Genomic DNA, 25,836 nt, shown 5'->3' with positions numbered 1-25,836 from the left:
TAGCGGCGCAGCCGGATGCTGACCATTGCGCGGCAGGCATTAGGGGGCCGTGGAAACGAGAGGTGCTGCGGCGCCGACCGCGCTTGCGAGGAGCGTCAGCGACGAAGCAATGACGGCTAGACGCTGCCAACCGTCTTCAATCGCGCGCGGGGATGAATCTCGCTCTGCGACAACACCGGCGTCTCGCGCCGGAAGCGCTCGATGATCTGCCGGGCGAAGGGCCGCGCCATGCCGGAAGTGACGAGCGCCGGCATTTCGCCGATGCGCGCCGCGTCCTCGAACTTGTCGCGGACATGGCGGACGAACTCCTGCAGCCGCGAGGGTTGCATGGCGAGATGGCGGTCCTCGCCCTGGCCGATGATCGATTCGGCGAAGACGCTCTCCCAGGCCGGCGAGAGCGTGATGATCGGCAGCACGCCGTTGCCATCGGAGAACTGCGCGCAGATCTGGCGGGCGAGCCGGGCCCGGACATGCTCGGCGATGTCGCGCGGGTTCTTGATCCCGCCCGCGACCTCCGCGATGCCCTCGATGATGGTGCCGAGATCGCGGATCGAGATGCGCTCGGCCAGCAGCAATTGCAGCACGCGCTGGATGCCGGTGGTCGAGATCTGGTTCGGAACGATCTCCTTGATGAGATCGGCATGGTCCTTCGGCAATTCACGCAGCAGCTTCTGCACCTCGGCATGCGAGAGCAGCTCCGGCATGTTCGACTTCAGCACCTCGGTGAGATGCGTCGAGATCACCGTCGCGGCGTCGACGACGGTATAGCCGCGCAGTTGCGCCTCATCCTGCAGCGCCGAGTCGATCCAGGTCGCCGGCAGGCCGAAGGTCGGCTCGAGCACATTGTGGCCGGGCAGGTTCACCGTGCCGCCCATCGGGTCCATCGCCATATACTGGCCGGCATAGACGATGCCATGGCCGGCATCGATCTCCTTGATCTTGATGTAGTAGTGGTTCGCCTCGAGCTGGACGTTGTCGACGATCCTGACCGCCGGCATGACGAAGCCGAGCTCCGCTGCGAGCTGGCGCCGCAGCGCCCGGACCTGATCGGTCAGGCGGTCCTGCCCGCCCGGCGCGTTGACCAGTGGCAGCAGCGCATAGCCGATCTCGATCTTGAGCTCGTCCATCTTGAGGAGGTCGTTCAGCGTCTCCTCGCGCGGCGTGCCGTCGGGCATCACCGCCCCGCTGGCCTGCGCCGCCTCCGCCTGCGCCGTCTCATCGGCGCGCTGCTTGGCGGCGCGGCCGAAATGGCGGGCCAGAAAAGCGGCGCCGCCCGCCAGCAGCAGGAAGGGCAGCATCGGGATGCCGGGCAGGACCGCGATCAGCAGCATCACAGCCGCCGACATGCCGAGCGCCTTCGGATAGCCCGAGAGCTGCTTGCCGAGCGCCTTGTCGGCCGCGCCGCGCACGCCCGCCTTCGAGACGAGCAGGCCGGCGGCGGTCGAGACGATCAGCGCCGGGATCTGGCTGACCAGTCCGTCACCCACCGTGAGCTGGGTGTAGTTGTGCGCCGCCTGGCCGAAGCTCAGCCCCTGCTGCGCCACGCCGATGATGATGCCGCCGAGCACGTTGATGAAGGTGATGAGCAGGCCGGCGATGGCATCGCCGCGCACGAATTTCGAGGCGCCGTCCATCGAGCCGAAGAAGGAGGATTCGTCTTCGAGCGCGCGGCGCCGCAGCTTCGCCGTCTCCTGGTCGATCAGCCCGGCGGAGAGGTCGGCATCGATCGCCATCTGCTTGCCCGGCATCGCATCGAGCGAGAACCGTGCGGCGACCTCAGCGATACGGCCCGAACCCTTGGTGATGACGACGAAATTGACGATGATCAGGATGGTGAAGACGATCACCCCGATCACGAAATTGCCGCTCATCACGAAGCCGGCGAAGGCCTCGATGACATGCCCCGCCGCAGAGGTGCCTTCATGGCCATGGGCGAGAATGAGGCGCGTCGAGGCGAGGTTCAGCGCCAGCCGGAACATGGTGACGATGAGCAGCACCGTCGGGAAGGCCGAGAACTCCAGCGGCTCCTCGATGAAGAGCGCCGTCATCAGCACCAGCACCGACAGGATGATCGACAGCGCCAGCAACAGGTCGAGCAGGACCGCCGGCATCGGGAAGATGAGCACCACCAGGATGCCCATGACGCCGATCGCCAGGAACAAGTCCGGACGGTTGAACAGCTTTCCCATCGCGTTGCGATCGGGAAGGTTGAAGCCGCCTCCCTGACCTGCCGTCACATCGGTCATCGACCGCCCCGCCCTCTCGCCGGTCGTCATCCGCGTACGGACGCCGCGCGCTCCGGAGCGGAGCGCGACCCGGCAATTCTTGCCGGGTTCATGGTGAACGAATTGTTAAGACGCGAAAGAATTTCGGGCCGGAACCTTCCGATGAACGGATGGTTATCGAAAGGCCGCGTTGTGGCCGCATTCGCCGTTCCAACTCGCCGGCGGGCGGCAAGACCCTGCCAAATCCCAACGATATCGGAGGAAATCTTGAACAGACGATCCTTTCTGACGAGCCTTTTCGGTGGTCTCGCGGTTGCCGGCATCGGCGGTGCCGCCCTGGCGAAGAACCTGGTCGAAGCGGCCCCGGCCCCCGTCGGGCCTGCCGCCGGCGCGATCGACCCCGCTCTCAAGGCCGGCCTCGACGAGACCGACGCGGCCTTCACCCAGTATTATCACGGGCGGCCGCGCCATCACCGCCGCCCCCCTCCGCCCATGCATCACCGGCGGCATCCGCCAATGCATCGCCGCCCGCGCCGCGTGATCCGCAACGGCCGCGTCTACTACGTCCGCTGACAGCCTGAGGGGCGGCGCCGATCGGTGCCGCCCCTTCCCTTCGAGGCACACCGCCAGAACGATTGGAGGACGCCGGCATGACAGCGCCGGACAGAAGCCGGGAAGGCGTCATCGAAACCGACGTGCCCGCGCGGCTGGACCGCCTGCCCTGGTCGCGGTTCCACACCCTCGTCGTGGTCGCGCTCGGCATCACCTGGATTCTCGACGGGCTCGAGGTCACTCTCGCCGGCGCGGTGTCGGGGGCGCTGAAGGAAAGCCCTGTCCTCAAATTCACCAATACCGAGATCGGCATGGCGGGCGCCGCCTATATCGCCGGCGCCGTGCTGGGCGCCGTCTTCTTCGGCTGGCTCACCGATCGGCTGGGCCGCAAGAAGCTCTTCACCATCACCGTCCTGGTCTATCTCACGGCCACGGCCGCCACCGCGTTCTCCTGGAACCTGTGGAGCTTCCTCGCCTTCCGCTTCCTCACGGGGATGGGCATCGGCGGCGAATACACGGCGATCAATTCGACGATTCAGGAACTGATCCCCGCCCGCGTCCGTGGCTGGACCGATCTCGTCATCAACGGCTCCTTCTGGGTCGGCGCCGCGCTGGGCGCGCTCGGCGCCATCGTGCTGCTCGACCCCGCCCATATCGAGCCCGAGCATGGCTGGCGGCTGGCCTTCTTCATCGGTGCCGTGCTCGGCCTCGTCATCCTGATCCTGAGGCAATGGATTCCCGAAAGCCCGCGCTGGCTGATCAGCCACGGCCACCATGAGCGCGCCGCCGCGATCGTGGCCGATATCGAGCGCCGCTCCGGCTTCATCCCGCCCGCCGGGGAAAATCTGCCGCCGACCCGGCTGCGCCCGCGCGCCGCGACGCCACTGCGCGAGGTCTTCCGCGCACTCTTCATCCTGCATCGCGAGAGGGCGCTGGTCGGCCTCGCGCTGATGGTCTCGCAGGCCTTCTTCTACAACGCGATCTTCTTCACCTACGCGCTGATCCTGACCGATTTCTATCATGTGCCGTCGCAGGCGGTCGGCTGGTTCATCCTGCCCTTCGCGGCTGGCAATTTCCTCGGTCCCCTGCTGATCGGACGCTTCTTCGACACCCGGGGCCGGCGCTTCATGATCGCCGCGACCTATGCGCTCTCAGGCCTGCTCCTGACCGGCACCGGCTATCTGTTCTGGCGCGACTGGCTCACAGCCTCCCATCTCACCCTGTGCTGGAGCGTCGTCTTCTTCTTCGCCTCGGCAGCGGCGAGCTCGGCCTATCTCACGGTGTCCGAGACCTTCCCGGTCGAGATGCGGGCGCTCGCCATCGCCGTGTTCTACGCGATCGGCACCGGCGCGGGCGGCATCGCCGGCCCCTGGCTCTTCGGCATCCTGATCGACACCGGCTCGCGCGGCAGCGTCTTCGGCGGCTATCTGCTCGGCGCGGCGCTGATGCTCGCCGCGGCCGTCATCGCGGCGCGCTTCGCGGTGCGGGCCGAGCGCCAGCCGCTCGAAAGCGTCGCGCGGCCTCTTAACGCAGTGGATTGAGGTTCCGCGCCGGCAATAACCATGCGGGCCGAAAAGACGTCAGAGGGAACAAATCATCATTTAAATGCATTACTCCCCACCTGCATTCCGCCCTTATGAATGCAGGGGGAGATGTGGTGAAGACAGTCTGGAGGCCGTCGTGGACAGACGCTCATTCCTGATGACATTGGTCGGGGGCTTTGCCGCCGCCGGCCTTGGCGGGATCGCCGCCGCCGAAGCCGCGCAGCCGGCTCGGATATTGCCGCCGGAAGGCGCGCCGCTCAAGGACGCCGAAACCGTCCCGGCGGAGACGAAGGAGGCGCTGGACAAGACCGACGCCGAATTCAGCCAGTACTATTACTACCGCCGGCCGCGCTATCGCTACTACCGGCGGCCCTATTATCGGCCGCGCTACTACTACCGGCCGCGCTATTATGCCCGCCCGCGCTACTACTATCGCCGGCGCTGGTAGGAACCGCTCTCCGGGTCAGGCCGCGCTGATGCGGGTCTGACCCGGCTCCGCCACGGGGATGCCGGAGGCGGTGTATTCGCCGAGCTTGTTGCGCAGCGTGCGGATCGAGATCCCGAGGATCTTGGCTGCATGCGTCCGGTTGCCCAGGCAATGGTCGAGCGTGTCAAGGATGAGCTCCCGCTCGACATCGGCGACGGTGTGGCCGACCAGGGAACGCGTCATCGCCTCCGCCGTCTGCGCGGCCCGGCCCGCGGCATCCCGCGAAACCGTGGCGGCAGGCCCGAGCGCCTCGCCTTCGGGCGTCAGAACAGCCGAGGCCGTGATCTCCGGCCCGCTCGCCAGCAGTACCGCGCGATGCATGGTGTTTTCCAGCTCGCGAACATTGCCCCGCCAGGCATTGGCCAGCAGCAGCTTGCGCGCGTCAGTCGCGATCGGCCGGGCCGGCAGGCCGTTCACCTCGGCGTATTTCTTTCCGAAATGCTCGGCGAGCGCCAGGATGTCGCCCGGCCGCTCGCGCAGCGCCGGCAGGCGCAGATGCACGACATTGAGCCGGTAGAACAGATCCTCGCGGAAAGAGCCTTCGCGCACCGCATCCCCCAGATTGCGGTTCGAGGTCGCGATGATGCGGATATCGACCTTGACCGGCTGGGCGCCGCCGACGCGGTCGATCATCCGCTCCTGCAGAGCGCGCAGCAGCTTCGCCTGCAGACGGACATCCATCTCCGAGATCTCGTCGAGCAAGAGCGTGCCGCCATTGGCCTCCTCGAACTTGCCGACGCGGCGGGCGATGGCACCGGTGAAGGCGCCCTTCTCATGGCCGAACAGTTCGGATTCGAGCAGATTGTCCGGAATCGCCGCGCAGTTCACCGCGACGAAGGGCCTGTCCTTGCGGGCCGATTTCTGGTGCAAATGGCGCGCGATCACCTCCTTGCCGGTGCCGCTCTCGCCGGTGACGAGCACGGGCGCCTCCGAGCGCGCGATCTGCGAGGCGAGCTGGACGACGCGCTCCATCGCCGGGTCGCGCCAGATCAAGCTGGTCTGATCGGCCGCCACGGCCTCCAGCACGGCCGCGATCAGCTCCGGATCCGGCGGCAGCGGCACGTATTCGCGCGCGCCGGCCTGGATCGCGGCGACCGCCGCGCGGGCATCGGTCGAGGTGCCGCAGGCGATGATGGGCGTACGGATGCGCTCCGCTTCCAGCGCCGCCACATAGGCCGCGATCGGCTGCACGACGTCGATCATCAGCAGATCGGCGCCCTTGGCGCGCAGCACCGCGAGCGTCTGGTCGAGCCCTTCGGTATGGGTCACAGCCGCACCGTGCGACATCGCGATCTTGGCCGCGGCGATGATCTGTCCCTTGAGACCGCCGGCAATGATGAGGCGCATGGCTCAGGTCCTTTTGCTTGCTGTTCGTGAAGGCGGCCGCACGTTCACCGGTCCGCCTTGATGATTTCGGTCATGGTCACGCCGAGCCGCTCCTCCACGACGACGACCTCGCCGCGCGCCACCAGGCGCTCGTTGACGAAGATGTCGATCGCCTCGCCGACCCGCCGGTCGAGCTCCAGCACGGTGCCGGGCACGATCTGGAGGAGATCGCCGACCGCCACCTTCGAGGAGCCGAGCACGGCCGAAACCGTGACCGGCACGTCGAAGACCTGTTCCAGATCCTCCGCCGTCTTGACCGGCACCGGGCCCGAACGCGCAACCGAGGTATCGTTCTGATCGAACGACAGATCAGCCTGGTTGAGGGGCGGCAGATTGAGATCGTTCTGCTGGCTCATGGCTCAAACCTTCACTGCCCGGGACGGCTGCCACCGGGGAAAACACTGGCGACCGCCTGCTCGATCAGCGCCGAGAGCTGTTCGCCATCCATCACGAAGCCGCCTTCGGCCCATTCGATCCGCCCGTCGCCGGGGCGGATATCGGCTTCGCCCAGCACGATCAGGCGCCCGGCGAAGCCGTGCTCCCGCGTCATCCGCTTGACGAGCTCCTCCGCCGCCTCGACCGACGCCTCGGGGACCCGCAGGACGAGATGCGGCGCCTGCCGCGCATGGACGATGCATTCGCGCACGGCCTGCTCCAGCGCCGCCATCGGCTTCTCGGCCAGGGCCGCGCCGGCGAGAGCCTTCGCCGCAGCGAGAGCGACCTGCGCCGCCTGCTCCTCGATGGTGGCCATGCGCGCCGCCTCCAGCGCGAAGAGCCGCTCGGCCGAGCGCGCGAGCTGCCCCGCAAATCCGCTGAGCTGGCCCTCGGCCTCGTTGCGACCCTGCTCCAGGCCGGCGTGGAACCCCTCGGCCCGGGCCGCGCCGAGATCGGCCTCGCTGGCGGCCTTGCGGCTGCCCTCGCGGAAGTCGGTCCCGAACATGAATTTCGTCGCGGTCGCCTTTGCCATCTCAGTACACCAACTCGTCTTCGGCATTGCCCTTCGACAGCACGATCTCGCCCTTGTCGGCGAGGTCCTTGGTCAACGTCACCAGCTTGGTCTGGGCCTCGTCGACCTCCTTGAGGCGCAAGGGACCCAGCCCTTCCATGTCGTCCTGCATGTTCTTGGCGGCGCGCTGGGACATGGCGCCGAAGAAGAAGTCGCGCATCGGCTGGCTGGCGCCCTTGAGCGCGCGCGCCAGGACGTCCTTGTCGACCTGCCGCATCAGCGTCTGCAACCCGGCGGGGTCGAGCTTGGCCAGATCCTCGAAGGTGAACATCAGGGCGCGGATGCGCTCGGCCGCTTCCTGGTTGGAGGCGTCGAGCGCGGACAGGAAGCGGATTTCCGTCTGCCGGTCGAAGCCGTTGAAGATCTCGGCCATCATCTCGTGCGGGTCGCGCCGGCGCGTCTGGGTCAAGGTCGAGACGAATTCGGTGCGCAGCGTGTTCTCGATATGGTCGAGCGCTTCCTTCTGCACGGATTCGAGCCGCAGCATCCGGCCGACCACCTCGATCGAGAGATCGCCGGGCAGGTTGCGCAGCACGTTGGCGGCATGCTCCGGCCGGATCTTGGACAGGATCACCGCGATGGTCTGCGGGTATTCGTTCTTGAGGAAGTTCGCGAGCACCACGGCATCGATATTGCCGAGCTTCTGCCACATGTTGCGGCCGGCCGGCCCGCGGATCTCCTCCATGATCAGGGCGACCTGATCGCTCGGCAGGATCTTCTCGAGCAGCGAGATGGTGCGGTCGAAGGAGCCGGTGACGGCGCCGGCGCTGGAGAGCTTGCCGACGAAGTCCAGCATCAGCCGCTCGACCTCGTCGGCATCGACGGTGCCGAGCTCGGCCATGGCGCGGGTGATGATGCGGATCTCGTCGTCGTCGAATTCCTGCCAGATCGTCTTGCCGTGCTCCTCGCCGAGAACGAGCAGGATCACGGCGGCGCGCTGCGGCCCGGTCATCTGGGCGATCGTCATCATGCCGAAGCCGCCGCCCTCGATGGCGTCGGGAAGGCCGGTGCTGCGCGTCGCGAGGGAGCGTGTGTCTGCCATGGTTCAGCGGCCCGTCATGCCGGTGCTCGCTCATGGATCCAGCTCCGCAGCACCGCGACCGAATCGGCCGGGTTCTGGGAAACAAGCGCGCCGATCTTCTCGACCGATTGCGCCTTGAGCTGGCCCTTGACCTGGGCGATGGCGAGCATGCGCTCCGAGGGCATCTCGACCTCGGACGAAACGAGCTCGCCATTCGGACCGACCGTGGCCACGGCACGGCCGGGCACCGCCGGATCACCGGTGGGCTCGCCATCCGGCCCGACCAGCGTCCCGTTGCGCATGAAGCTCGGGATCGGCCGCACGCCGACGCTGTTGTCGGACGCAAGCACCTGCTTCAGCAGGGGACGCACGACGGTCATCAGAACGATCAGCGTGAGCAGCGAGATGACGCCGAGCTCGGCGAAGCGGACGAGGTCCTCGCGGCTGAACGACAGGAGCTGCTGCATCAGCGTCGGCTCGGTCAGGTCGCCCGGAGCCTGCGGCGCCTCGGCGAAGCGCAGATTGACGACCTCGACCTTGTCGCCGCGATTCTGGTCGAAGCCGACGGCGGTGCGCACCAGCTCGCTGATCCGGTCGAGCTCCTCGTTGCCGCGCGGCTGATAGGCCATCTCGCCGTTCTGGCCGCGGTTGTAGTTGCCGTCGACGAGCACGGCGACGGAGAGCTTCTTGATGCGCCCGCCCTCCTGCAGCTCCGTGCGGGTCGTCTTCGAGATCTCGTAATTCACCACCTCCTCGTTCTTCGAGGAGGAATCGCGCTGGTTTTGCTGCGCGCCGTTCGTCTGCTGCGCGCCGGGGAGTTCGTTGCCGACGGTGACGGTGCCGTTGCCGCCCTCGGCCGTCGCCGAAGCCTCGGTGCGGTTCTGGCTGGAGCGGACGACGCGGCTTTCCGGGTCGAAGCTCTCGGAACGGCTCTCGACCCGGTTCGCATCGAGCGTGGCCGAGACCTGCACCCGCGCCCGGCCGGAGCCGACCACGCCTGCGACGATATCCTCGACCTGCGACTTGATGCGCTTCTCGATCGCGGTCTGGCGCTCGTCGAGGCCGAGCCCCAGAATGCTCTGCTCGTCCCGGGCGCCGTCGGCCAGCAGCCGTCCGCGCTCATCGACGATCGAGACGCGCTCCGGCTTCAGCCCGTCCACGGCGGAGGCGACGAGATGGCGGACCGCCCGAACCTGGGCGGCATCGAGATCGCCGGCGAGCTTGAGCGCGATCGAGGCGCGCGGCGGCTCGCGGTCACGCTCGAACAGGCGCCTCTCGGGAATGACGAGATGCACGCGCGCCGCCTGCACCCGGCTGATCGAGCGGATGGTGCGCGACAGCTCGCCCTCCAGCGCGCGCAGATGGTTGATGTTCTGCACGAAACTGGTGGAGGAGAAGGCGTCGCCCTTGTCGAAGATCTCGTAGCCGACGCCGCCGCCGGCCGGGATGCCCTTGCCGGCGAGGTCGAGCCGCAGGCGCGGCACGTCGTCCTTGGGCACCAGCACTGTCTGCCCGTCGCCGCGCAATTCGTATTTGATCCCGCGCGCGTCAAGATCCTTGAGGATCGCGCTCGTGTCCTGGCTGGAGAGATCGGAGAACAGCACGCTCATCGCCGGCTGCGACATCTTGAGCATGACGAAGCCGAAGAAGCCGACGAGCACGAGCGTGACGGCCAGCATCGCCGCCAGACGCGCCGCACCGAATTTCGCAAACTGCTCGATAAGCCCGCTCACGCCGCCATCCGTTCCACAAAGCCGCGGGGGCTGCGCGAGTTGCGCCGCCCACTAGGCAAGTTTTTCCCAGCGCATGGTTAGCGGGCGGTTAATTTTTTGCCTCCATCCCATTAATCATTTGACGAGCCGGGGCCGGCGCAGACGAAAAAGGCGCCGGTCCGGAGACCGACGCCCTGAAAAACGGGGGAGGATGCCGCCGGCTTACTGGCGGTAGTGCTGGATGCGGGTCGTGCGCAGACCGGCGAGCCCATGCTGGTCGATCGACATCTGCCAGCTCAGGAACTCGTCGACCGTCAGAGTGTAACGCTGGCAGGCTTCCTCGAGGCTGAGCAGGCCGCCGCGAACCGCCGCGACCACCTCCGCCTTGCGCCGGATGACCCAGCGCCTTGTATTCATCGGCGGGAGATCCGCGATCGTCAGCGGACTTCCGTCCGGTCCGATCACGTATTTAACCCGCGGTCGCAATGGCTCGGTCATGGTACACTCACACAACTCAACAGAGCTACTGAAGGCGAGCCTAACCTTCCGGTTTTAAGATTTACCTAAAACGATCGCGCGGGATGTCCGCGTCTGATTCGCGCCACCTCACTCGGACCGGGTGACGCTCTTCACCTTGTCGAGCGGCACGCTGATGGAGCCGATCTTGAGGCTTGGAATCGAGGTGGTGAAATCGACGCCGTCGACCACACCGCTGATCTGCGTCTTCACCGTCAGGCTTTGCCCGGCGACGCTCGTGCCCTGGATGCTGACGGTATAGGCGCCGTCCGGCGCCTTCGTGCCGATCGAGGTCGTCCCGTCCCAGCCCAGGCTCTGGTCGCCGGCCGCGAGGCTGCGGGTCATCGTCTGCACGACGCTGCCGTTCGAATCCTTGATCGTGATCGTGGCCTGGCCGGCGGCTGAGGAATTGACCTTCCAGGACGCGTTGCCGTCCTTCAGGAGAGCGGTCGCTCCGTCCGCCGTGATGTTGGAGCCGACGAAGCTGACCGCATTCGTCGCCGTGCCGGCCGCGCTGAGGCTCAGCAGCGAGCCCAGCGTATCGTTGGTCTTGAGCTGCTGCTCGACGCCGGCGAACTGCACGAGCTGCGCGGTGAACTGGTTGGTGTCCATCGGGTCGAGCGGCGACTGGTTCTTGAGCTGCGTCGTCAGCAGCAGCAGGAACTGGTCGAAATTGCCCGCGATCGAACTGCTGCTCGAGGAGCTGCTCGACGTATTCGAAGAGCCCGAAGACCCATCCACACCTGAAACGGCCATGTTGTCTGTCCTCGCTCAGATGCTGAGATCGACGCCGCCGAGCCGCACGAGGCGGCGCTGCGGCACGGGTGTCGTGGGAAGAACGGCATCGTCGCCGGCCTCGGGAAGGGAAGGCTGGCGCGAACGCTGCGGCGCCTCCTCCTGCTGGCGATGCTGCCGGAAGGCGGATTGGTCGGACGGATCGCGCAGGCTGATATCGATGCCGCTATCGGAGGGCTTGAGCCCCGCCTGCTCGAAGGCCCGCTCCAGCGTGCGCGCATCGCGCTGCAGCAGATGCAGGGTCTCGACGCGGTCGACGACGAGGCGGGCGCTGACCTCGCCCTTGTCGGAAATGGAGAGATTGACGTCGACGCGCCCGAGCTCGTCGGGATCGAGCCGGATATCGAATTGCCGGGCGCCCGAAAGCGCGCGCAGGCCGATCTCGATCGGCACGACATGCAGGGGCGTCGCCGGGAGCGCGGCCTGGCCTGCTCCGGACGGCAGGGCGGGGTTCGGCGTGGCAGCAGCCTGGTCGAGCGGCGACAGGGAGTGGACCGTCCCGGTCCCCCCCACCGCCTGCTGGACCAGCGCGGTAAGGTCGATCGGCGCCAGCGCCTGCTGCACGGCTTCGGCCGGCTTGGCTTCGCCGGCCACGACAGCAGGCCCCTGGGCAGGAAGCCCCTGCGCGGCATCCGCCTTCGCGCCGGCAACGGCGGCATCGGCATCGACGGACTTGTGGGCTTGCCCAGCATGCTGCGAGCTCTCGCCCGGCGTCGCTCCGGTCAGCGCGGCGCCGAAAGCCGGCTTGCCCGCGGCCCCATCGGGGCTGCCGGCCTGGGCCGCAAGGGCGCGTTCGGCCTGAAGCTGTGCCTTCGCGACAGGGCCCGCCCCGACCGGCACGGCTCCGCCTTTCGCAGCCGCGGCCTCGTCCGGCTTCTCACCGCCGGCCGCAGGCAAGGACAGCGACAGGACTGCCGCGACCAGCTGCGGGACAGGCTTTTGATCCACCAGCGCAACCGCCGCTTCGCCGGAGAGCTTGTCGCTGGCGTCCTTGTCCGCAGATGCCGCCTCCGCGCCTTCGGCTTTCTTGTCCTTGTTCTCGCCGGCCTTCTTGCCGCCCTTCTCTCCGGCTTCCGCCGTTCCGGTGGCCTTGCCCTCGATCTCGCCCTCCGGCGAGGCGCCCTGCCCCTGCGCGGCGGCAAGGAGCTCTGCCAGCGTGCCGATGAAGGAATCCGGCTGGACGGGCGGAGAGCGCGTCGACGTCGTCGCGTCGGCAGGTTCCGTGGCCTTGCCGGGCTTGCCGGCGGTCGCCTCCGCCGCGGCCTTCGCGTCCTGCGGTTGAGTTGCAGCCCGCGTGCCGTCGACAGCCGCACCCTTCTTCGGCTCCGGCGAGCGCGACGAAGCGTCGGCTGTCTCCGGCAGGGAGAAACCCTCGCCGCTTCCGGCAGCGCCGGCCTCGGCAGGACGGCGGCGCGGCGCCGGCGTCTCCTTGGCGGGCGAGGTGTTGAACACGGTTTCGACGGGCATGAACGGTTCCGCAACGCGGGCAAAGGGCACCCGCTTGCGGTCAGCAAGTTGCGCGCCAGGGGCGGCCGCCTATATTTCAATGGCTTAGCCCGTCACGTCCTGCGTTTCCGGCGGCAGAATCCGCCTTTGCCCTTCATCGGGCCGGCAGGATTTGCCGATCGCGCTGGCCGCAGGCGGCCAAAGCCGATATAGAACCGCCAATCGCGCGAAACGCGCTCCTGAACCTCGATCCCGAATGACCACGGCCCTCAACTCCCTCGATATCGCCAAGCCGCCCTCGGCCACGCGCGTGGTCGCGGCGATGTCGGGCGGCGTGGATTCCTCGGTCGTGGCCGCGTTGCTGAAGCGTGAGGGCTATGACGTGGTCGGCGTCACGCTGCAGCTTTACGATCACGGCGCGGCCGTCCATCGGGCAGGCGCCTGCTGCGCCGGCCAGGATATCCATGATGCCCGCCGCGTCGCCGAGACCATCGGCATCCCGCATTATGTGCTGGATTACGAGAGCCGCTTCCGCGACGCCGTGATCGAGCGCTTCGCCGAGAGCTATCTCGCCGGCGAGACGCCGATCCCCTGCGTCGAGTGCAACCGAACCGTGAAGTTCCGCGACCTGCTCGATCTGGCGAAGGAACTCGGCGCCGATGCGCTAGCGACCGGCCATTACGTCGTCAGCCGCGATCTCGGCGATGGCCATCGCGGCCTGTTCCGCGCCGCCGACATGAATCGCGACCAGAGCTATTTCCTCTATGCCACGACGCAGGAGCAGCTCGACCTGCTGCGCTTCCCGCTGGGCGGCATCGACAAGGCGCAGACCCGCGCGCTCGCCGCCGAGCTCGGCCTCGCCATCGCCGACAAGCCCGACAGCCAGGACATCTGCTTCGTCCCGAACGGCCGCTATGCCGACGTGATCGAGCGGCTGAAGCCCGGTGCAGCCCGCCCCGGCGAGATCGTCCATCTCGACGGGCGCGTGCTTGGCCAGCATGACGGTGTGCTCCACTACACCGTCGGCCAGCGCAAGGGCTTGCGGCTCAGCGCCGCCGAGCCGCTTTACGTCCTGCGGCTCGATGCCGATGACGCCCGCGTCATCGTCGGTCCGCGCGAGGCGCTGAGCGTGCGCGAGGTCCGCCTGCGTGATCTCAACTGGCTCGGCGGCATGGCGCTCGACGCTCTTCCGGCGGAAGGGCTCGACGTCGCCGTGCGCGTCCGCTCGACGCGTGCACCGCGCGAGGCGCGGCTCTTCCGCGACGACGAGGGGCTGCGCATCGAGCTCGCCACCGATGAGGAAGGCGTCTCGCCCGGCCAGGCCTGCGTCATCTATACCGATGCCGGCCCCGGAGCGCAGGTGCTCGGCGGCGGCACGATCCTGCGCCGGCCGCTCGCCATGCCCGCCTCGCCCTCCCCGGCGGCGCTCGCCTTGTCCTGACGCAGCGGTCGCGTCGCTCACCTTGCCTGTTCGGAATCGTCGATGCCGGTGACAGACCACCTCGAAACCCAGAAGCGCGCCTATGCCACCTGGGCCAAGTTCTACGACAAGATCTATCAGCGCATGCTGTCCCGGCCGCAGCGCGAGGCCGTGGCGGCGGCTTGCGCCTGCGGGCCCGAGATTCTGGAGATCGGCGTCGGCACCGGGCTGACCCTGCCCTATTTCACGCCGGAATCCCGCGTCGTCGGGGCTGACCTCTCACTCGACATGCTGAAGGTCGCGAACCGCAAGGTCGCTTCCGGCGGCCTTGGTCATGTTCGCGGCCTGACCGTGATGGATGCCTGCCGGCTCGGCTTCGAGGCGGAGCGCTTCGACGCGGTGACGGCGCAATTCGTGATCACGCTCGTCCCTGATCCCGAGCAGGCGCTGGCCGAGATGGACCGTGTGCTGAAGCCGGGTGGCGAGATCGTCATCTCGAGCCGCCTCGTCGACGATGGCGGCGCGCTCGCACCCTTCTGGGCGGCCGTGGCGCCGCTGGCGCGGGCGATCGGCTGGAGCAGCGACTTCAAGGTCAGCCGCCTGACGGATTGGGCAGCGCGGACCGGGCGCTACGACACGGTCCATATCGGCCGCGGCTATTTCAAGGTCGTGCGGCTGCGCAAGCGCGCCTCGCTCCCGGCCTGATCCAGCTCTCGCGGGATAATCCCGGACGAGGCTTGACGAGGGCCGCCCCCGCCCCCTATACCGCGCCCCTGTGACGGGTCGCCGACGGCGACGGCCGGAACATGTGGCGGGGTAGCTCAGCTGGTTAGAGCAGCGGAATCATAATCCGCGTGTCGGGGGTTCAAGTCCCTCTCCCGCTACCATCAATTCCCCCCGTATACCCCCCACGCGGCGGGTCGGGAAATGGTCGCCACCGACCAGCTTCGTCAGGTGGCCTTCAATCGAGATCTCTGGATTTGTGCCGGCCGGAGCCGGATGAACCGTCACTGTCGCGATCAGGTCGCGCAGGGCGGTTTCGACTCTTCTCCGTAAAGCTCGCAGGGCGCGGGCCGAGCCATCCTTCTTCCCTGAGCGCTTCACCGCACCCCGGCGACCCGACCGTTTCAGCGCTTCCTAAGCACTGCCGCAAGATTTCGTATTTTTCCAGGCTCGGGCCGCCCTCTAGACCAATGCCGTAGCGCGCCTCCTCGCGCGGAAGCTTTCAAAATCGGCAAGGGCGGATGATGTCAGTTGAGAAGGTCGATACGCTCGTCATCGGCGCCGGCCAGGCGGGGCTCGCCATGAGCGAGCATCTGGGCCGGTGCGGCGTGCCCCATCTCGTCCTGGAGCGCCAGCGTATCGCCGAGCGCTGGCGTTCGGAGCGTTGGGATTCCCTCGTCGCCAACGGACCGGCCTGGCATGATCGCTTCCCGGGCATGACCTTCGCCGATGTCGAAGGCGGCGTCGGCCCGGACGACTTCCCCGGCAAGGAAACGGTCGCCGATTATTTCGTCGCCTATGCGAAGAAGATCGCGGCGCCGATCCGCTGCGGCGTCGAGGTTCTGAAGGTCGAACGCAATGCCGGCCGCTCCGGCTTCCGCGTCGAGACGTCGGACGGCGTGATCGAGGCCGAGCGCGTCGTCGCCGCGACCGGCCCCTTCCAGACGCCGGTGATCCCGGCCGTGGTGCCGGCCGGGACCGACATCCTGCAGATGCATTCCACCGGCTATCGCAATCCCGCCCAGTTGCCGGCAGGTGCCGTTCTGGTCGTGGGCTCCGGCTCCTCCGGCGCGCAGATCGCCGAAGAGCTGATGCAGGCGGGGCGGCGCGTCTATCTCTCGGTCGGCCCGCATGACCGGCCGCCGCGGGCCTATCGCGGCCGGGATTTCTGCTGGTGGCTGGGCGTGCTCGGCAAATGGGACGCCGCGGCGCGCGAACCCGGCAAGGAACACGTCACCATCGCCGTCAGCGGCGCGCAGGGCGGCCACACCATCGACTTCCGCCGCCTCGCCGCGCAGGGCATGATCCTCGTCGGACGCACGGAATCCTGCGCGGACGGCGTCATCCGCTTCGCTCCCGACCTCGTCGAGAACCTGCGGGCGGGCGACGAGAACCACGACGCTCTGCTCGACGAGGCGGACGCCTATGTCGCCCGCAACGGCCTCGATCTTCCCGAGGAGCCGCAGGCCCGCATCCGGGTTCCGGATGCCGACTGCATCGCCCGACCGATCCTGTCGCTCGATCTCGCGGAAGCCGGCATCGGCACGATCATCTGGGCGACGGGCTTCCTCGCCGATTATGGCTGGATGCGGGTCGACGCGTTCGACGAGAGCGGCAAGCCCAGGCACCAGCGTGGCGTCTCCTCCGAGCCCGGCATCTACTTCCTCGGCCTGCCCTGGCAGTCGCGGCGCGGCTCCAGCTTCATCTGGGGGGTCTGGCACGATGCGAAATACGTCGCCGACCAGATCGTGATCCAGCGGCAGTACATGGCCTACCACGAGGCCGCCCGGCGCGAGTTCGAACCGGCCTGACCACTACGACCAACGAAACACAGAGTTCCGACGGAGGCCGACATGGCGCATACCCGCATCCGCAAGTTCAACACCAGGGACACCTATCCCGAGCAGAAGCTCGACAACGACCTCGCCCAGGCGGTTGTCACCCAGGGCGGCAAGATCGTCTGGCTGCGCGGCCAGTGCCCGCAGAACCTCGACGATGCCAAGAACATCGACAGCCACGACCCGGTCGAACAGACCCATAAGGTCATGCAGAACATCAAGCAGTTGATCGAGGAGGCCGGCGGCTCGATGGAGCATCTGGTCAAGGTCGTGGTCTACATCACCGATGTCCGCCATCGCGAGGCGGTCTACCGCACCATGGGCGAGTACATCAAAGGCGTGCATCCGGTCTCGACCGGGCTCGTGGTGCAGGCGCTCGCCCGGCCGGAATGGCTCGTCGAGATCGACGGCACCGCCGTGATCCCGGAGTGATCGCATGACCTTCTCGCTGGTCGCCCGCTGCGCCCGCACCGGCATGTTCGGGGTCGCGATCTCCTCCTCCTCACCGGCGGTCGCGGCGCGCTGCGCCTATGCGCGCGCCGGTGTCGGGGCCGTGGCCTCGCAGAACGTCACCGACCCGACGCTGGGCCCGCTGGCGCTCGACCTGATGGAAGGCGGCATGCGCGCCACGGACGCCATCGCCGAAGTCCGCAGGCGCGGGAAATTCATCGAATACCGGCAGGTGCTGGCGGTCGACCGCGACGGCGAGACGGCGATCCACTCCGGCCCGAATTCGCTGGGCATCTGGACGCAGGCGCAGGCCCGTGACGTTGCCTCCGGCGGCAACCTTCTCGCCAATGACGGCGTGCCGCAGGCGATCGTCGACGGTTTCCTCGCCTCCACCGGCCATCTCGGCGACAGGCTGATCGCCGCGATGCGGGCGGGTCTTGCCGCCGGTGGCGAGGCAGGGCCGGTCCATTCGGCGGGGATGAAGATCGTCGACAAGGTCAGCTGGCCGGTCGCCGATCTACGCTGCGACTGGACGGAAGATTGCCCGATCGAGGCGGTGGCGAGCGCCTGGGAGGTCTACAAGCCACAGCTCGACGCCTATATCCAGCGCGCGCTCGATCCGCGGCAGGCGCCCTCCTACGGCGTTCCCGGAGACGAATGAGCGCCCAGCCATCGCCTGCTGGCTTCAGTTAGGTCAAGGCTCGATACGCGGCCGGTCGGTCATCACCGGCGCGATCATGCCGGGGATGTAGGCGCGCGAGATGCAAGCTTCGCAATGCGCCTGGAAAGCCTCGATCAGCTTGGACTTGGCGAGCGCCGCCAGCGTCGCCACGCCGATGGTCATCGGGCGGTGCTGGCCGGCGAGCCGGACCGAGACCAGCCTGCGCCCGTCGAGCGACTGATCCGAACGCGGCCGGACGTTGAACAGCGAATAGCCGACGCCATTGGCGACCAGAGCCCGCACCAGGTCGGGATGGGCCGAGCGCGCCACGATCGTCGGCACCACGTCGGCCGTCATGAACAAGGCTAGGAAATATTCACGGCTCAGCGGGAGGTCGAGCAGCACGAGCGGCTGGTCCGCGAGCTCCGCGAGGGTGACAGCGCTCTGGCGCGCCAGCGGATGCGTATCCGCCACGATGATATGCGGCGGCAGGCTGACCAGCGGCGCAAACGCGATGTCGTCGGGCAATTGCAGATCATAGGTCAGTGCCACATCGACCTCGGAGCGACGCAGCCCCCTCAAAAGATCCTCCTGATTGCCCTCGACATAGCGGATCGTGGTCTCGGGGAAGGCGGCGACGAAACTGTTGCTCAGCTCCGGCACCAGCATCGGCGCCAGCGTCACCATGCAGCCCAGCGAGAGCGTGCCACGCACGGTCCCAGTGGTTTCCGAGGCGACGGTGTAGAGGCTCTCGGCCTGGGCCACGACCCGCTTCGCCTCGCTCAACAGCGCGCGGCCGACCGGTGTCAGCGACAGGCCCTGGGCATGATGGCGGATGAAGAGCTGCGCGTTTAATTCGCGTTCGAGATGCGAGATCGCGGTCGAGATCGAGGGCTGCGAGATATGGATCATCTCGGAAGCGACGGTGATGCTGCCCGTCTCGCCGGCCGCGATGAAATATTCGAGTTGGCGCAGGGAGAACCGCATCGCGACAGCATAAAGCACGGGAGAAGCTGGCCCGCAAAGCGGAGCACCTCAGGCCGCGATCCGCCCGAGCAGCCGGTCCATCATCCGGTCGCAGGCGGCGAGCTGATCGAGCGCGATGAACTCGTCGGCCTTGTGCCCCTGCTCCATCGAACCCGGCCCGCAGACCAGCACGGGAATGCCGAGACGCTGCGAGAACAGCCCCCCTTCCGTGCCGAAGGCGACCTTGCGCAGCGCGCTCTGATCGAGGATCCCGCGCAGGAAGGCGACCACCTCTGAGGATGCCGGCGTCGCCAGCCCGGGATAGTCGTTCAGCCGCTCGAAGCCGATATCGGCCTGCGGAAAGCGCGCCCGTTGCGCAGCGACGAGTGCAGCCGCCTCGTCCATCAGCCGGGTCAGGATCGCCTCGGGATCGTCCTCGGCGACGTTGCGGATCTCGAAATCGACCGTGCAGCGCTCCGGCACGATGTTGAGCGCGGTCCCGCCCTCGATGCGCCCGGCATGCAGCGTCGTGTAGGGGATGTCGTAATCGCCGTCACGCGGGCCGTCCCGCTCGATCTCGCCTTGCAGCCCGCGCAGCGCGCCGACGAAGTCGCAGGCGAGATGAATCGCGTTCAGCGCGTTGGGCGCCAAGGCAGAGTGCCCGGTGACGCCGCAGCAGGTCGCCCGCGCCGCGAGCTTGCCCTTATGCCCGGTCGCGATCGCCATCGAAGTAGGCTCGCCGATGATCGCGAGCTTCGGCCGCAGCGGCCGGCTCGCCAGCCGGTCGATCAGCGAGCGCACGCCGACGCAGCCGATCTCCTCGTCATGGCTGAAGGCGAGATGGAGCGGGGTCTCGAGCTTCCGCGTCGCAGCGCGCGCGGCGAGCGCCAGCGCCGAGGCGACGAAGCCCTTCATGTCGGCCGCGCCGCGCCCATAGGCGTGCCCGTCCGCAACCCGCAGCCGGAACGGGTCGTGGCTCCAGTTCTGCCCCTCGACCGGCACGACGTCGGTGTGGCCCGACAGCATGACGCCCGGCCGATCCTTCGGGCCGATGGTGGCGAAGAGATTGGCCTTGCGCCCATCTTCGGCCTCGACGATCTCGCTCTCGATGCCGTGCCCGGCGAGGAAGCCGCGCACGAAATCGATCAGCGGCCGGTTCGGATCGCGGCTGACCGTGGCGAAACCCACCAGCCTGTCGAGGATCGCCAGCGTGTCCATGACCATCCCGTCCGGTTCAAAGATAGAGATGTCGGACGGCGTCGCTTCCGAGCAGTTCGGCGGCGCTGCCCGCCGCCACGACCCGCCCCTTGGTGAGCAGGATGCCGCGATGGGCGATGGAGAGCGCCATCTCGGCGTTCTGCTCGATCAGCAGCACGGTCGTGCCGCCGCGGTTCACCGCCGCGACCGTGTCGAAATACTCGTCGATCAGCTTCGGCGACAAGCCCAGCGAGGGCTCGTCCATGATCACGAATTTCGGCTTGCCGACGAGCGCGCGCGCCAGCGCCACCATTGCCTGCTCGCCACCCGAGAGCGTGCCGGCGCGTTGCCGGATGCGCTCCCGCACCCGCGGGAACAGCTCCAGCATCTCCTCCAGCCGCTCCTCGAAGCCGGCCTGGTGCCCCTGCGCCTCGTAGCCGAGGCGGATGTTGTCACGGACGGAAATGTCGCCGAACAGGCGCCGCCCCTCCGGCACGAAGCCGACGCCGAGCGCGCTGAGCGCTTCCGTGCGCGAGCCCTTGAGATCCTGCCCCATGATCGCGATGCGGCCGCGCGCCAGCGGCAGCAGCGCCGAGATGGCCCGGAAGATCGTGGTCTTGCCGGCGCCGTTGGGCCCGAGGATGCAGACCAGCTCGCCCGGCTCGACATTGAGCGAGACGTCCCGCAGCATCGCCACGACGCCATAATTGGTGTCGACGTTCTCAAGCCTGAGCATGCTGCGCTCCCTTGCGGCCGAGATAGGCCTCCTGCACGCGCGGGATCAGGCGGACCTCCTCATAGGTGCCCTCGGCGAGCTTCTGCCCGTAATCGAGGACGAGCACGCGCTGCGGCAACGACGCGATCAGGCGCATGTCGTGCTCGATGATCATGAGGGCGAGCTCCGGCCGCTCGGCGCAGACCGAGCGGATATCGTCCATCAGCGCGTCGGTGTCGGAATCGTCCATGCCCGAGGATGGCTCGTCGAGCAGCAGCACCTTGGGCTCGCTGGCCAACGCGCGCGCGATCTCGAGACGCCTACGGTCGGCCTGCGGCAGTTCCCCGGCCGGCCGGTGGCGCTGAGCGTGGAGCTCGCGGGAGACCGCCTTGAGCAGGCCCTCGGCCAGCTCCGCCGCCGCGTCGAGTTCGGCCTCGGCCTTTCGGCGGTTGAAGATGGCCTCGAAGATCCCGGTCTTCATATGGGTGTGGCGGCCGATGATGACATTGTCGAGCACCGAGAGGTCGGCGAACAGCCGGCTCGACTGGAACGTCCGCGCGATGCCCTTGGCGACGATGCGATGGGCCGGCTGCCCGTTGAGCAGCTCGCCCTCCAGCCTGACCTCGCCTGAGGACGGAACGTACAGCCCGGTGATGATGTTGAGCAGGGTCGACTTGCCGGCCCCGTTCGGGCCGATGATGCCCAGCACCTCGCCCTTGCGCAGCGAGAAGTCGACCTCGGCCATGGCGACCAGGCCGCCGAAGCGCATGGTCAGATCCTTGCCCTCGAGCAGGGCCCGGCTTTCTGGAGTGACTGGCGCGTTCATTGTCAGCCTCCGTAGCGGCGCAGGCGCTGCGGGAAGATTCCCTGCGGGCGGATCATCAGGAAGGCGATCACGGTGATGCCGAAGAACAGGATGCGGTAGTCCGAGAAGGCGCGCAGCTTCTCGGGCAGCAACGTCAGCAGAAACGCGCCGACGATCACGCCCAGCGTGTTGTCCATCCCGCCGGCGATGACCATCGTCATGATCGTCACGGAGACCAGGAAGGTGAAGTTGTCGGGCGAGATGAAGCCGACATAGAAGGCGTAGATCGTGCCCGCGAAACCGGCAAGGAACGCATCGACCGCGAAGGCCAGCACCTTGTACCAGGTCGCGTTGATGCCCTGGCAGCGGGCCGCAAGTTCGTCGGCCCTGAGCGCGTTCCAGGCCAGGCCGATCCGCGAATGGTGCAGGCGCCCGGCGAACAGGATCGAGACGCCGACGAGCAGCGCCGAGAGATAGTAGAAATTCGCCTGCGACGGCAGCGAATGCCCGAAGATGACCAGCGGCGAGGCAAAGGAGTGTCCGAAGAGCTCCGGCGCCGGAATGCCGACCAGCCCGTTGGGACCGCCGGTGAATTCCAGATTGTTGAGGAGCTGGTGGACGACCACGCCGAAGGCGATCGTGACCAGCGCCAGATAGCTGTCGCGCGTGCGCATCGAGGGGATGCCGAGCAGGAAGCCGAAGATGGTCGCGACCACCGCCGAGGCCGGCAAGGCGAGCCAGAAGCTGACGTCCCAGTTCAGGGCAAGCAGCGCCGAGGCATAGGCGCCGATGCCGTAGGAGGCGCCGGTGGCGAAGTTCGGGATGTTGGCGCTGCCGAGCTGGAAGTTCAGCGCCAGCGCCAGCACCGCGTAGAGCTGGGCGATGATCAGGAGGTGCAGCGCATAGCTGCTGTTCTGCAGCACGAAGGGAAAGGCGAGCACGATCGCCGTGCCGAACAGCATCGCGAAACGCCGGTTGGCGCCGAAGGCCTGTTCGATATTGGCCTCGATCACCGGCAGGCGCTGCATCGCGAACAGCGCACCGGCGAACAGGGCGAGCAGAGCGACCACCGCGCGCCAGTCGTCGACCAGCAGGAATTGGCGCAGGAAGGCCGCGCCGGCGATCTCCGTCAGAGCGACCAAAGCGAGGCCGCCGGCGGTGCCGAGCGTCGCGCGGGCGGGAATTGTCATATCCGTCATCGGCTCAGACCTTCTCGACGACGGTGCGGCCGAAGAGGCCGGCCGGCCGGAACACCAGCACGCCGATCACCAGCAGAAAGACGAAGACGAGGCGATAGGCCGCGCCGTTCGGCACCACCGCCTGCACCAGCGTGTCGAGCCCGGCGATCACCAGGCTGCCGATGATCGCACCCGGCATCGAGCCCAGCCCGCCGACGACCGCGGCCGAGAAGCCGATGAGGCCGACATCCACGCTGAAGTCGAACCGCACGATGCCGGCATAGCCTGCGAAGAACAGGCCGCCGATGGCGCCGACCGCCGAAGCGATGAAGAAGGTGATCCGGAAGATCCGACCCGGCGCGATCGAGAGCAGGCGGGCGGCGTCGCGGTCCTGCGAGACGGCCTTGATGTGCAGGCCGAGCCGCGTGCTGCCGAGCAGGTAGAAAAGCCCGGAAACGCAAAGCCCGGAGACCGCGATCGCGACGAGGTTGAAGGCCGGGACCGTCACCCCGAGCAGGTCGACGCTGCCCTGGACGAGGCGTGGCACCGCATGAGGGTTGGAGCCGTTGGGGAAAAGATGGCGGATCAGCTCGCGCAGCACGATGCCGAGCGCAACCGTCGCGACCAGCGCCATCATCGCAGGCGCATTGCGGAAACGCTGGATGACGAGCAAATCGAGCAGGACGCCGAGCAGCCCGGTGAGCGCGATTGCGAGGGCGACCGCCAGCAGCATGACGCCGGGCGAGGCCGCGGCCCCGATCGCGGTCGCGAAGGTCTGCACCAGCGCCAGCGCCAGGAAGGGCGCCATCAGCGCCACGTCGCCATGGGAGAAATGGATAATGTTCAGCACCCCGAAGAGCAGGCTGAAGCCGACCGCGATCAGGGCATAGATCGAGCCGAGCGTGATCCAGTTCAGGATCTGTTGCAGGAGCTGCTCGGTCATTCCGGTCCCTCTCTTTGTCTTGGCGGCCATGTCGTGGCCGCTTCCTGGGCTGTGCACCAGCCCGCAAGCGGACAGGAGTCGTAATTTCGGAATCTCTGCTTTGCTTGTCTTGAGGCAGGGTGCCGGACCTGCTCGCACCCCGTCCGGCCAGCTACTTAGGCAAAGCTAGGCCGGGGCTTCCAAATATCCGATTTGCTTCCCCTTTCGGGAAGGACGGATTGTCCGCCGAGGCATCCTAGGCCCGCCTGCCCGGCTGACCGCGGGAGCTCCAAAATCCGTCCTGGAGGGGATCATGAATTTCAAGTTCGGCGCCGGAAACGGCTCTTTTTCGGCATTGCTGCGCGTATCGGTCGTCAGCACGGCGGTCGTGGTCGGGGCCATGGCCGCCTCGGCCCAGGAGACCGTCAAGATCGGCTTCATCGGCCCGCTCAGCGGCGGCAATGCGCAGCAGGGCCTCTCGGCCCGCAACGGTTTCCAACTCGCCATCGACCAGGCGAACAAGGCCGGCCTGCCCTTCAAGCTCGAGGCCGTGGTCCTCGACGACGCTGCCAACCCGCAGACCGGTGTCGCCGCGGCGCTGAAGCTCACCAACGATCCGCAGGTGCTGGCCGCCACAGGCCACTGGAACAGCGGCGTCGCGCTGGCCACGATCCCCGTCTTCCAGCGCGCCGGCGTGCCGTTCGTCGTCTGGGGCGCGATCTCGCCCAAGATCACCGAGCGCAACAACCCGATGGTGTCGCGCGTCGTGACGACGCTGGTCAACACCAACGAGCCCCTGGCCAAGTGGGCGGTCGAGAGCGTCGGCAAGAAGATCGCCATCGTCTCCGACACCTCCGATTACGGCGTCGCCAACACCCAGAACTTCGAGAAGTTCTACAAGGCCGCCGGCGGCACCATCCTGGCCGCCGAGGCCGCCCCGGTCGGAACCACGGACTTTCGCGCGCTGCTGACCAAGATCAAGGCCGGCGCGCCGGATGCGATCTATTTCGGCGGCGTCGTCACCGAAGCCGGCCTGGTGCGCCAGCAGATGGTCGAACTCGGCATGACCGTGCCGATGATCGGCGTCGACGGCTTCCATGACGCCGACTTCATCAAGATCGCCGGCCCGGCTGCCGAAGGCACCGTCTCCGGCATCGTCAAGGAAAAGGGCAATCCGCAGCTCGAGAAGCTGACCAAGGATTACCAGGCCGCGAACTTCGCCGAACCGGCGACGACCTACACCAAGAATGCCTTCGACGCCGCCAACATCATCGTCGCAGCGATCAAGAAGGCCGGCACCAAGGACAAGGCCGCCATCGCCAAGGCGATCCGCGAGACCCAGTACGACGGCGCCATGGGCCATACCAGCTTCGACGAGAACGGCCAGACCAAGCTGCCGGTCGAACTCGAGCTTCGCACGGTCAAGAACGGCGCCTGGACGACACGCTGACGCCGATGTCCGGCCGCGCTTTGGCGGCCGCTTTCTCCAGGCAATGGGCTCGCGCAAAGCGCGGGCCCATTTTTCTTTGCGACGTTCCTGGCCTTCTCTCACGGAGGCGCCGGCGATTGGCGTAGCCTGCCATCCGGCGATGCCTTGCTTGCCGTGATCGAGCGCGCCGTCTCGGCCGCCAGCCGTCCCCACAGAAGCACGGCATTCGACATGGCCGCCGCAGCCCGCCCGTCCATCGCACCAGCCTCCTCGGTCCCGCCCCGCCTCGGTGCTCGCAAGGAGGAGGGCGCGCCACGGATCGGAGCGTTCAGGCGCCAGTCATCTGCCATGCCGGTTCATGGCGCCGACGAGCCGGCCCGGGCTCGGTGAGTTTGAGGAGATCGTGATGGGGCGGGACGGCTTTCAGTGCGACACCTGCGGATCGGCGAGCATTTCGGTTCCCGGCCGGCTGGAGCAGAACAGCGACGTGACCTGCACCAAATGCGGACGCATCCTTTCTTCGTGGGATGAATACAAGCGCAAGATCGGCTCGATGCTACGCGAGACCACGCCGGGCCGCCGCCCGACGATCTCCGACCCCATCGACTGGTGAGAAGGGCCAATCCTTCGATCGCGGACCATGACCGACCGAACGCCCCTTCCCGTCAACGCCTCGCCTGAGACGCTCACCACCAAGGTCGTTTCGGCCGCCTATCTCGCCCTGGTCGGCATCGTCACGACGGCCTGGATCGCTTTCCTCGTCTGGATCGCCTGGCGCTTGTTCGCCGCGAGCGTCTGAGGCCCGGGCGCGCACCGATTTCAGCCAGCCTTCGCGACGACGG

General features: G+C 67.5%; 26 protein-coding genes and 1 tRNA gene. 12 read left to right on the top strand and 15 right to left on the bottom strand.

What is annotated here, in order from left to right:
- Window positions 1-116: 116 nt before the first annotated feature.
- On the bottom strand, window positions 117-2,189 hold the full coding sequence (gene flhA, locus IED13_RS22355) for a flagellar biosynthesis protein FlhA (RefSeq protein ID WP_370954651.1): 2,073 nt from the start codon (window positions 2,187-2,189) through the stop codon (window positions 117-119).
- Window positions 2,190-2,492: 303 nt separating this feature from the next.
- On the opposite strand from flhA, the gene IED13_RS22350 reads away from it, so the two are divergent.
- The 3 genes from IED13_RS22350 (at window position 2,493) to IED13_RS22340 (ending at window position 4,769) form a co-directional block, all read left to right on the top strand.
- Window positions 2,493-2,798: a hypothetical protein gene (locus tag IED13_RS22350; protein WP_191125511.1), complete on the top strand. Its 306-nt coding sequence runs from the start codon at window positions 2,493-2,495 to the stop codon at window positions 2,796-2,798.
- A gap of 77 nt (window positions 2,799-2,875) precedes the next feature.
- A complete protein-coding gene (locus tag IED13_RS22345) occupies window positions 2,876-4,318 on the top strand; it encodes an MFS transporter (protein WP_191125510.1) in 1,443 nt (480 codons plus the stop codon).
- A gap of 139 nt (window positions 4,319-4,457) precedes the next feature.
- Window positions 4,458-4,769, top strand: a complete 312-nt coding sequence (locus IED13_RS22340) for a hypothetical protein (protein WP_191125509.1) — start codon at window positions 4,458-4,460, stop codon at window positions 4,767-4,769.
- 15 nt (window positions 4,770-4,784) lie between these two features.
- Here the strand turns inward: IED13_RS22340 and flbD are convergent, their stop codons facing one another.
- The 8 genes from flbD to IED13_RS22300 form a co-directional block, all read right to left on the bottom strand.
- Window positions 4,785-6,155, bottom strand: coding sequence for a sigma-54-dependent transcriptional regulator FlbD (flbD, locus tag IED13_RS22335; protein WP_038359340.1), 1,371 nt, complete (start codon window positions 6,153-6,155; stop codon window positions 4,785-4,787).
- A gap of 44 nt (window positions 6,156-6,199) precedes the next feature.
- The gene (fliN, locus tag IED13_RS22330; RefSeq protein WP_038359342.1) at window positions 6,200-6,550 is read right to left on the bottom strand and encodes a flagellar motor switch protein FliN; all 351 of its coding nucleotides are present in this window, start codon (window positions 6,548-6,550) and stop codon (window positions 6,200-6,202) included.
- Window positions 6,551-6,561: 11 nt separating this feature from the next.
- The gene (locus IED13_RS22325; protein ID WP_162737784.1) at window positions 6,562-7,161 is read right to left on the bottom strand and encodes a FliH/SctL family protein; all 600 of its coding nucleotides are present in this window, start codon (window positions 7,159-7,161) and stop codon (window positions 6,562-6,564) included.
- A gap of 1 nt (window position 7,162) precedes the next feature.
- Window positions 7,163-8,170 (bottom strand): flagellar motor switch protein FliG, encoded by a 1,008-nt coding sequence (gene fliG / locus IED13_RS22320; protein WP_248312718.1) that lies wholly within the window; start codon window positions 8,168-8,170, stop codon window positions 7,163-7,165.
- 86 nt (window positions 8,171-8,256) lie between these two features.
- Window positions 8,257-9,954, bottom strand: coding sequence for a flagellar basal-body MS-ring/collar protein FliF (gene fliF, locus IED13_RS22315; protein WP_038359345.1), 1,698 nt, complete (start codon window positions 9,952-9,954; stop codon window positions 8,257-8,259).
- A gap of 201 nt (window positions 9,955-10,155) precedes the next feature.
- Entirely contained in the window at window positions 10,156-10,431 is a 276-nt protein-coding gene (gene sciP, locus IED13_RS22310; protein ID WP_038359348.1) for a CtrA inhibitor SciP, read from the bottom strand.
- A gap of 108 nt (window positions 10,432-10,539) precedes the next feature.
- Window positions 10,540-11,205: a flagellar hook assembly protein FlgD gene (locus tag IED13_RS22305; RefSeq protein WP_112762806.1), complete on the bottom strand. Its 666-nt coding sequence runs from the start codon at window positions 11,203-11,205 to the stop codon at window positions 10,540-10,542.
- A gap of 15 nt (window positions 11,206-11,220) precedes the next feature.
- Window positions 11,221-12,711 carry a flagellar hook-length control protein FliK gene (locus tag IED13_RS22300; protein WP_191125508.1) on the bottom strand — a complete coding sequence of 497 codons (1,491 nt, stop codon included), beginning with the start codon at window positions 12,709-12,711 and terminating at the stop codon, window positions 11,221-11,223.
- A gap of 235 nt (window positions 12,712-12,946) precedes the next feature.
- Here IED13_RS22300 and mnmA point away from each other — a divergent pair, with 235 nt between their 5' ends.
- The 6 genes from mnmA to IED13_RS22270 all read left to right on the top strand — a co-directional run bounded on the left by mnmA (window position 12,947) and on the right by IED13_RS22270 (window position 17,782).
- Complete coding sequence (gene mnmA / locus IED13_RS22295; RefSeq protein ID WP_142021625.1) at window positions 12,947-14,131, top strand: tRNA 2-thiouridine(34) synthase MnmA; 1,185 nt, start codon at window positions 12,947-12,949, stop codon at window positions 14,129-14,131.
- 42 nt (window positions 14,132-14,173) lie between these two features.
- On the top strand, window positions 14,174-14,815 hold the full coding sequence (locus IED13_RS22290; protein ID WP_191125507.1) for a class I SAM-dependent methyltransferase: 642 nt from the start codon (window positions 14,174-14,176) through the stop codon (window positions 14,813-14,815).
- 105 nt (window positions 14,816-14,920) lie between these two features.
- Window positions 14,921-14,997: transfer RNA gene (locus IED13_RS22285), tRNA-Met, on the top strand.
- Between the two features lie 360 nt (window positions 14,998-15,357).
- Window positions 15,358-16,644: a flavin-containing monooxygenase gene (locus tag IED13_RS22280; RefSeq protein WP_191125506.1), complete on the top strand. Its 1,287-nt coding sequence runs from the start codon at window positions 15,358-15,360 to the stop codon at window positions 16,642-16,644.
- A 42-nt stretch (window positions 16,645-16,686) separates the two neighbouring features.
- Window positions 16,687-17,103 carry a RidA family protein gene (locus IED13_RS22275; protein WP_038359358.1) on the top strand — a complete coding sequence of 139 codons (417 nt, stop codon included), beginning with the start codon at window positions 16,687-16,689 and terminating at the stop codon, window positions 17,101-17,103.
- A gap of 4 nt (window positions 17,104-17,107) precedes the next feature.
- A complete protein-coding gene (locus IED13_RS22270; protein ID WP_191125505.1) occupies window positions 17,108-17,782 on the top strand; it encodes a DUF1028 domain-containing protein in 675 nt (224 codons plus the stop codon).
- Between the two features lie 33 nt (window positions 17,783-17,815).
- Here the strand turns inward: IED13_RS22270 and IED13_RS22265 are convergent, their stop codons facing one another.
- From IED13_RS22265 to IED13_RS22240, 6 genes are read right to left on the bottom strand one after another with little or no spacing between them, the layout of a single operon-like run.
- Window positions 17,816-18,769: a LysR family transcriptional regulator gene (locus IED13_RS22265; RefSeq protein WP_038360209.1), complete on the bottom strand. Its 954-nt coding sequence runs from the start codon at window positions 18,767-18,769 to the stop codon at window positions 17,816-17,818.
- A gap of 48 nt (window positions 18,770-18,817) precedes the next feature.
- Window positions 18,818-19,966 (bottom strand): acetylornithine deacetylase, encoded by a 1,149-nt coding sequence (gene argE / locus IED13_RS22260; RefSeq protein WP_191125504.1) that lies wholly within the window; start codon window positions 19,964-19,966, stop codon window positions 18,818-18,820.
- A gap of 16 nt (window positions 19,967-19,982) precedes the next feature.
- On the bottom strand, window positions 19,983-20,681 hold the full coding sequence (locus IED13_RS22255; protein WP_038359365.1) for an ABC transporter ATP-binding protein: 699 nt from the start codon (window positions 20,679-20,681) through the stop codon (window positions 19,983-19,985).
- Window positions 20,668-21,486, bottom strand: coding sequence for an ABC transporter ATP-binding protein (locus tag IED13_RS22250; protein WP_191125503.1), 819 nt, complete (start codon window positions 21,484-21,486; stop codon window positions 20,668-20,670). Before IED13_RS22250 ends, IED13_RS22255 begins: the two co-directional genes overlap by 14 nt.
- 2 nt (window positions 21,487-21,488) lie before the next feature.
- Window positions 21,489-22,664 carry a branched-chain amino acid ABC transporter permease gene (locus tag IED13_RS22245; protein ID WP_191125502.1) on the bottom strand — a complete coding sequence of 392 codons (1,176 nt, stop codon included), beginning with the start codon at window positions 22,662-22,664 and terminating at the stop codon, window positions 21,489-21,491.
- Between the two features lie 4 nt (window positions 22,665-22,668).
- Window positions 22,669-23,586, bottom strand: a complete 918-nt coding sequence (locus IED13_RS22240; RefSeq protein WP_133562748.1) for a branched-chain amino acid ABC transporter permease — start codon at window positions 23,584-23,586, stop codon at window positions 22,669-22,671.
- 292 nt (window positions 23,587-23,878) lie between these two features.
- Between IED13_RS22240 and IED13_RS22235 the strand changes: the two genes are divergently transcribed.
- The 3 genes from IED13_RS22235 to IED13_RS22225 all read left to right on the top strand — a co-directional run bounded on the left by IED13_RS22235 (window position 23,879) and on the right by IED13_RS22225 (window position 25,793).
- On the top strand, window positions 23,879-25,015 hold the full coding sequence (locus IED13_RS22235; RefSeq protein ID WP_142021618.1) for a branched-chain amino acid ABC transporter substrate-binding protein: 1,137 nt from the start codon (window positions 23,879-23,881) through the stop codon (window positions 25,013-25,015).
- A 337-nt stretch (window positions 25,016-25,352) separates the two neighbouring features.
- Window positions 25,353-25,607 carry a hypothetical protein gene (locus IED13_RS22230; protein WP_191125501.1) on the top strand — a complete coding sequence of 85 codons (255 nt, stop codon included), beginning with the start codon at window positions 25,353-25,355 and terminating at the stop codon, window positions 25,605-25,607.
- A gap of 27 nt (window positions 25,608-25,634) precedes the next feature.
- On the top strand, window positions 25,635-25,793 hold the full coding sequence (locus IED13_RS22225; protein ID WP_191125500.1) for a hypothetical protein: 159 nt from the start codon (window positions 25,635-25,637) through the stop codon (window positions 25,791-25,793).
- Window positions 25,794-25,836 lie beyond the last annotated feature (43 nt).

The organism is Allobosea spartocytisi (assembly GCF_014764685.1).
Lineage (GTDB): Bacteria > Pseudomonadota > Alphaproteobacteria > Rhizobiales > Beijerinckiaceae > Allobosea > Allobosea spartocytisi.
This window is presented reverse-complemented; position numbering and strand designations above follow the sequence as displayed.

Bases quoted from the DNA above. Each gene is read 5' to 3' on its own strand.
- flhA (WP_370954651.1), bottom strand. From the start codon at position 2,189: ATGGGAAAGCTGTTCAACCGTCCGGACTTGTTCCTGGCGATCGGCGTC.
- IED13_RS22345 (WP_191125510.1), top strand. From the start codon at position 2,876: ATGACAGCGCCGGACAGAAGCCGGGAAGGCGTCATCGAAACCGACGTG.
- flbD (WP_038359340.1), bottom strand. From the start codon at position 6,155: ATGCGCCTCATCATTGCCGGCGGTCTCAAGGGACAGATCATCGCCGCG.
- fliN (WP_038359342.1), bottom strand. From the start codon at position 6,550: ATGAGCCAGCAGAACGATCTCAATCTGCCGCCCCTCAACCAGGCTGAT.
- IED13_RS22325 (WP_162737784.1), bottom strand. From the start codon at position 7,161: ATGGCAAAGGCGACCGCGACGAAATTCATGTTCGGGACCGACTTCCGC.
- fliG (WP_248312718.1), bottom strand. From the start codon at position 8,170: ATGATGACGATCGCCCAGATGACCGGGCCGCAGCGCGCCGCCGTGATC.
- sciP (WP_038359348.1), bottom strand. From the start codon at position 10,431: ATGACCGAGCCATTGCGACCGCGGGTTAAATACGTGATCGGACCGGAC.
- IED13_RS22305 (WP_112762806.1), bottom strand. From the start codon at position 11,205: ATGGCCGTTTCAGGTGTGGATGGGTCTTCGGGCTCTTCGAATACGTCG.
- IED13_RS22300 (WP_191125508.1), bottom strand. From the start codon at position 12,711: ATGCCCGTCGAAACCGTGTTCAACACCTCGCCCGCCAAGGAGACGCCG.
- mnmA (WP_142021625.1), top strand. From the start codon at position 12,947: ATGACCACGGCCCTCAACTCCCTCGATATCGCCAAGCCGCCCTCGGCC.
- IED13_RS22290 (WP_191125507.1), top strand. From the start codon at position 14,174: ATGCCGGTGACAGACCACCTCGAAACCCAGAAGCGCGCCTATGCCACC.
- IED13_RS22280 (WP_191125506.1), top strand. From the start codon at position 15,358: ATGTCAGTTGAGAAGGTCGATACGCTCGTCATCGGCGCCGGCCAGGCG.
- IED13_RS22275 (WP_038359358.1), top strand. From the start codon at position 16,687: ATGGCGCATACCCGCATCCGCAAGTTCAACACCAGGGACACCTATCCC.
- IED13_RS22270 (WP_191125505.1), top strand. From the start codon at position 17,108: ATGACCTTCTCGCTGGTCGCCCGCTGCGCCCGCACCGGCATGTTCGGG.
- IED13_RS22265 (WP_038360209.1), bottom strand. From the start codon at position 18,769: ATGCGGTTCTCCCTGCGCCAACTCGAATATTTCATCGCGGCCGGCGAG.
- argE (WP_191125504.1), bottom strand. From the start codon at position 19,966: ATGGACACGCTGGCGATCCTCGACAGGCTGGTGGGTTTCGCCACGGTC.
- IED13_RS22255 (WP_038359365.1), bottom strand. From the start codon at position 20,681: ATGCTCAGGCTTGAGAACGTCGACACCAATTATGGCGTCGTGGCGATG.
- IED13_RS22250 (WP_191125503.1), bottom strand. From the start codon at position 21,486: ATGAACGCGCCAGTCACTCCAGAAAGCCGGGCCCTGCTCGAGGGCAAG.
- IED13_RS22245 (WP_191125502.1), bottom strand. From the start codon at position 22,664: ATGACGGATATGACAATTCCCGCCCGCGCGACGCTCGGCACCGCCGGC.
- IED13_RS22240 (WP_133562748.1), bottom strand. From the start codon at position 23,586: ATGACCGAGCAGCTCCTGCAACAGATCCTGAACTGGATCACGCTCGGC.
- IED13_RS22235 (WP_142021618.1), top strand. From the start codon at position 23,879: ATGAATTTCAAGTTCGGCGCCGGAAACGGCTCTTTTTCGGCATTGCTG.
- IED13_RS22230 (WP_191125501.1), top strand. From the start codon at position 25,353: ATGGCGCCGACGAGCCGGCCCGGGCTCGGTGAGTTTGAGGAGATCGTG.
- IED13_RS22225 (WP_191125500.1), top strand. From the start codon at position 25,635: ATGACCGACCGAACGCCCCTTCCCGTCAACGCCTCGCCTGAGACGCTC.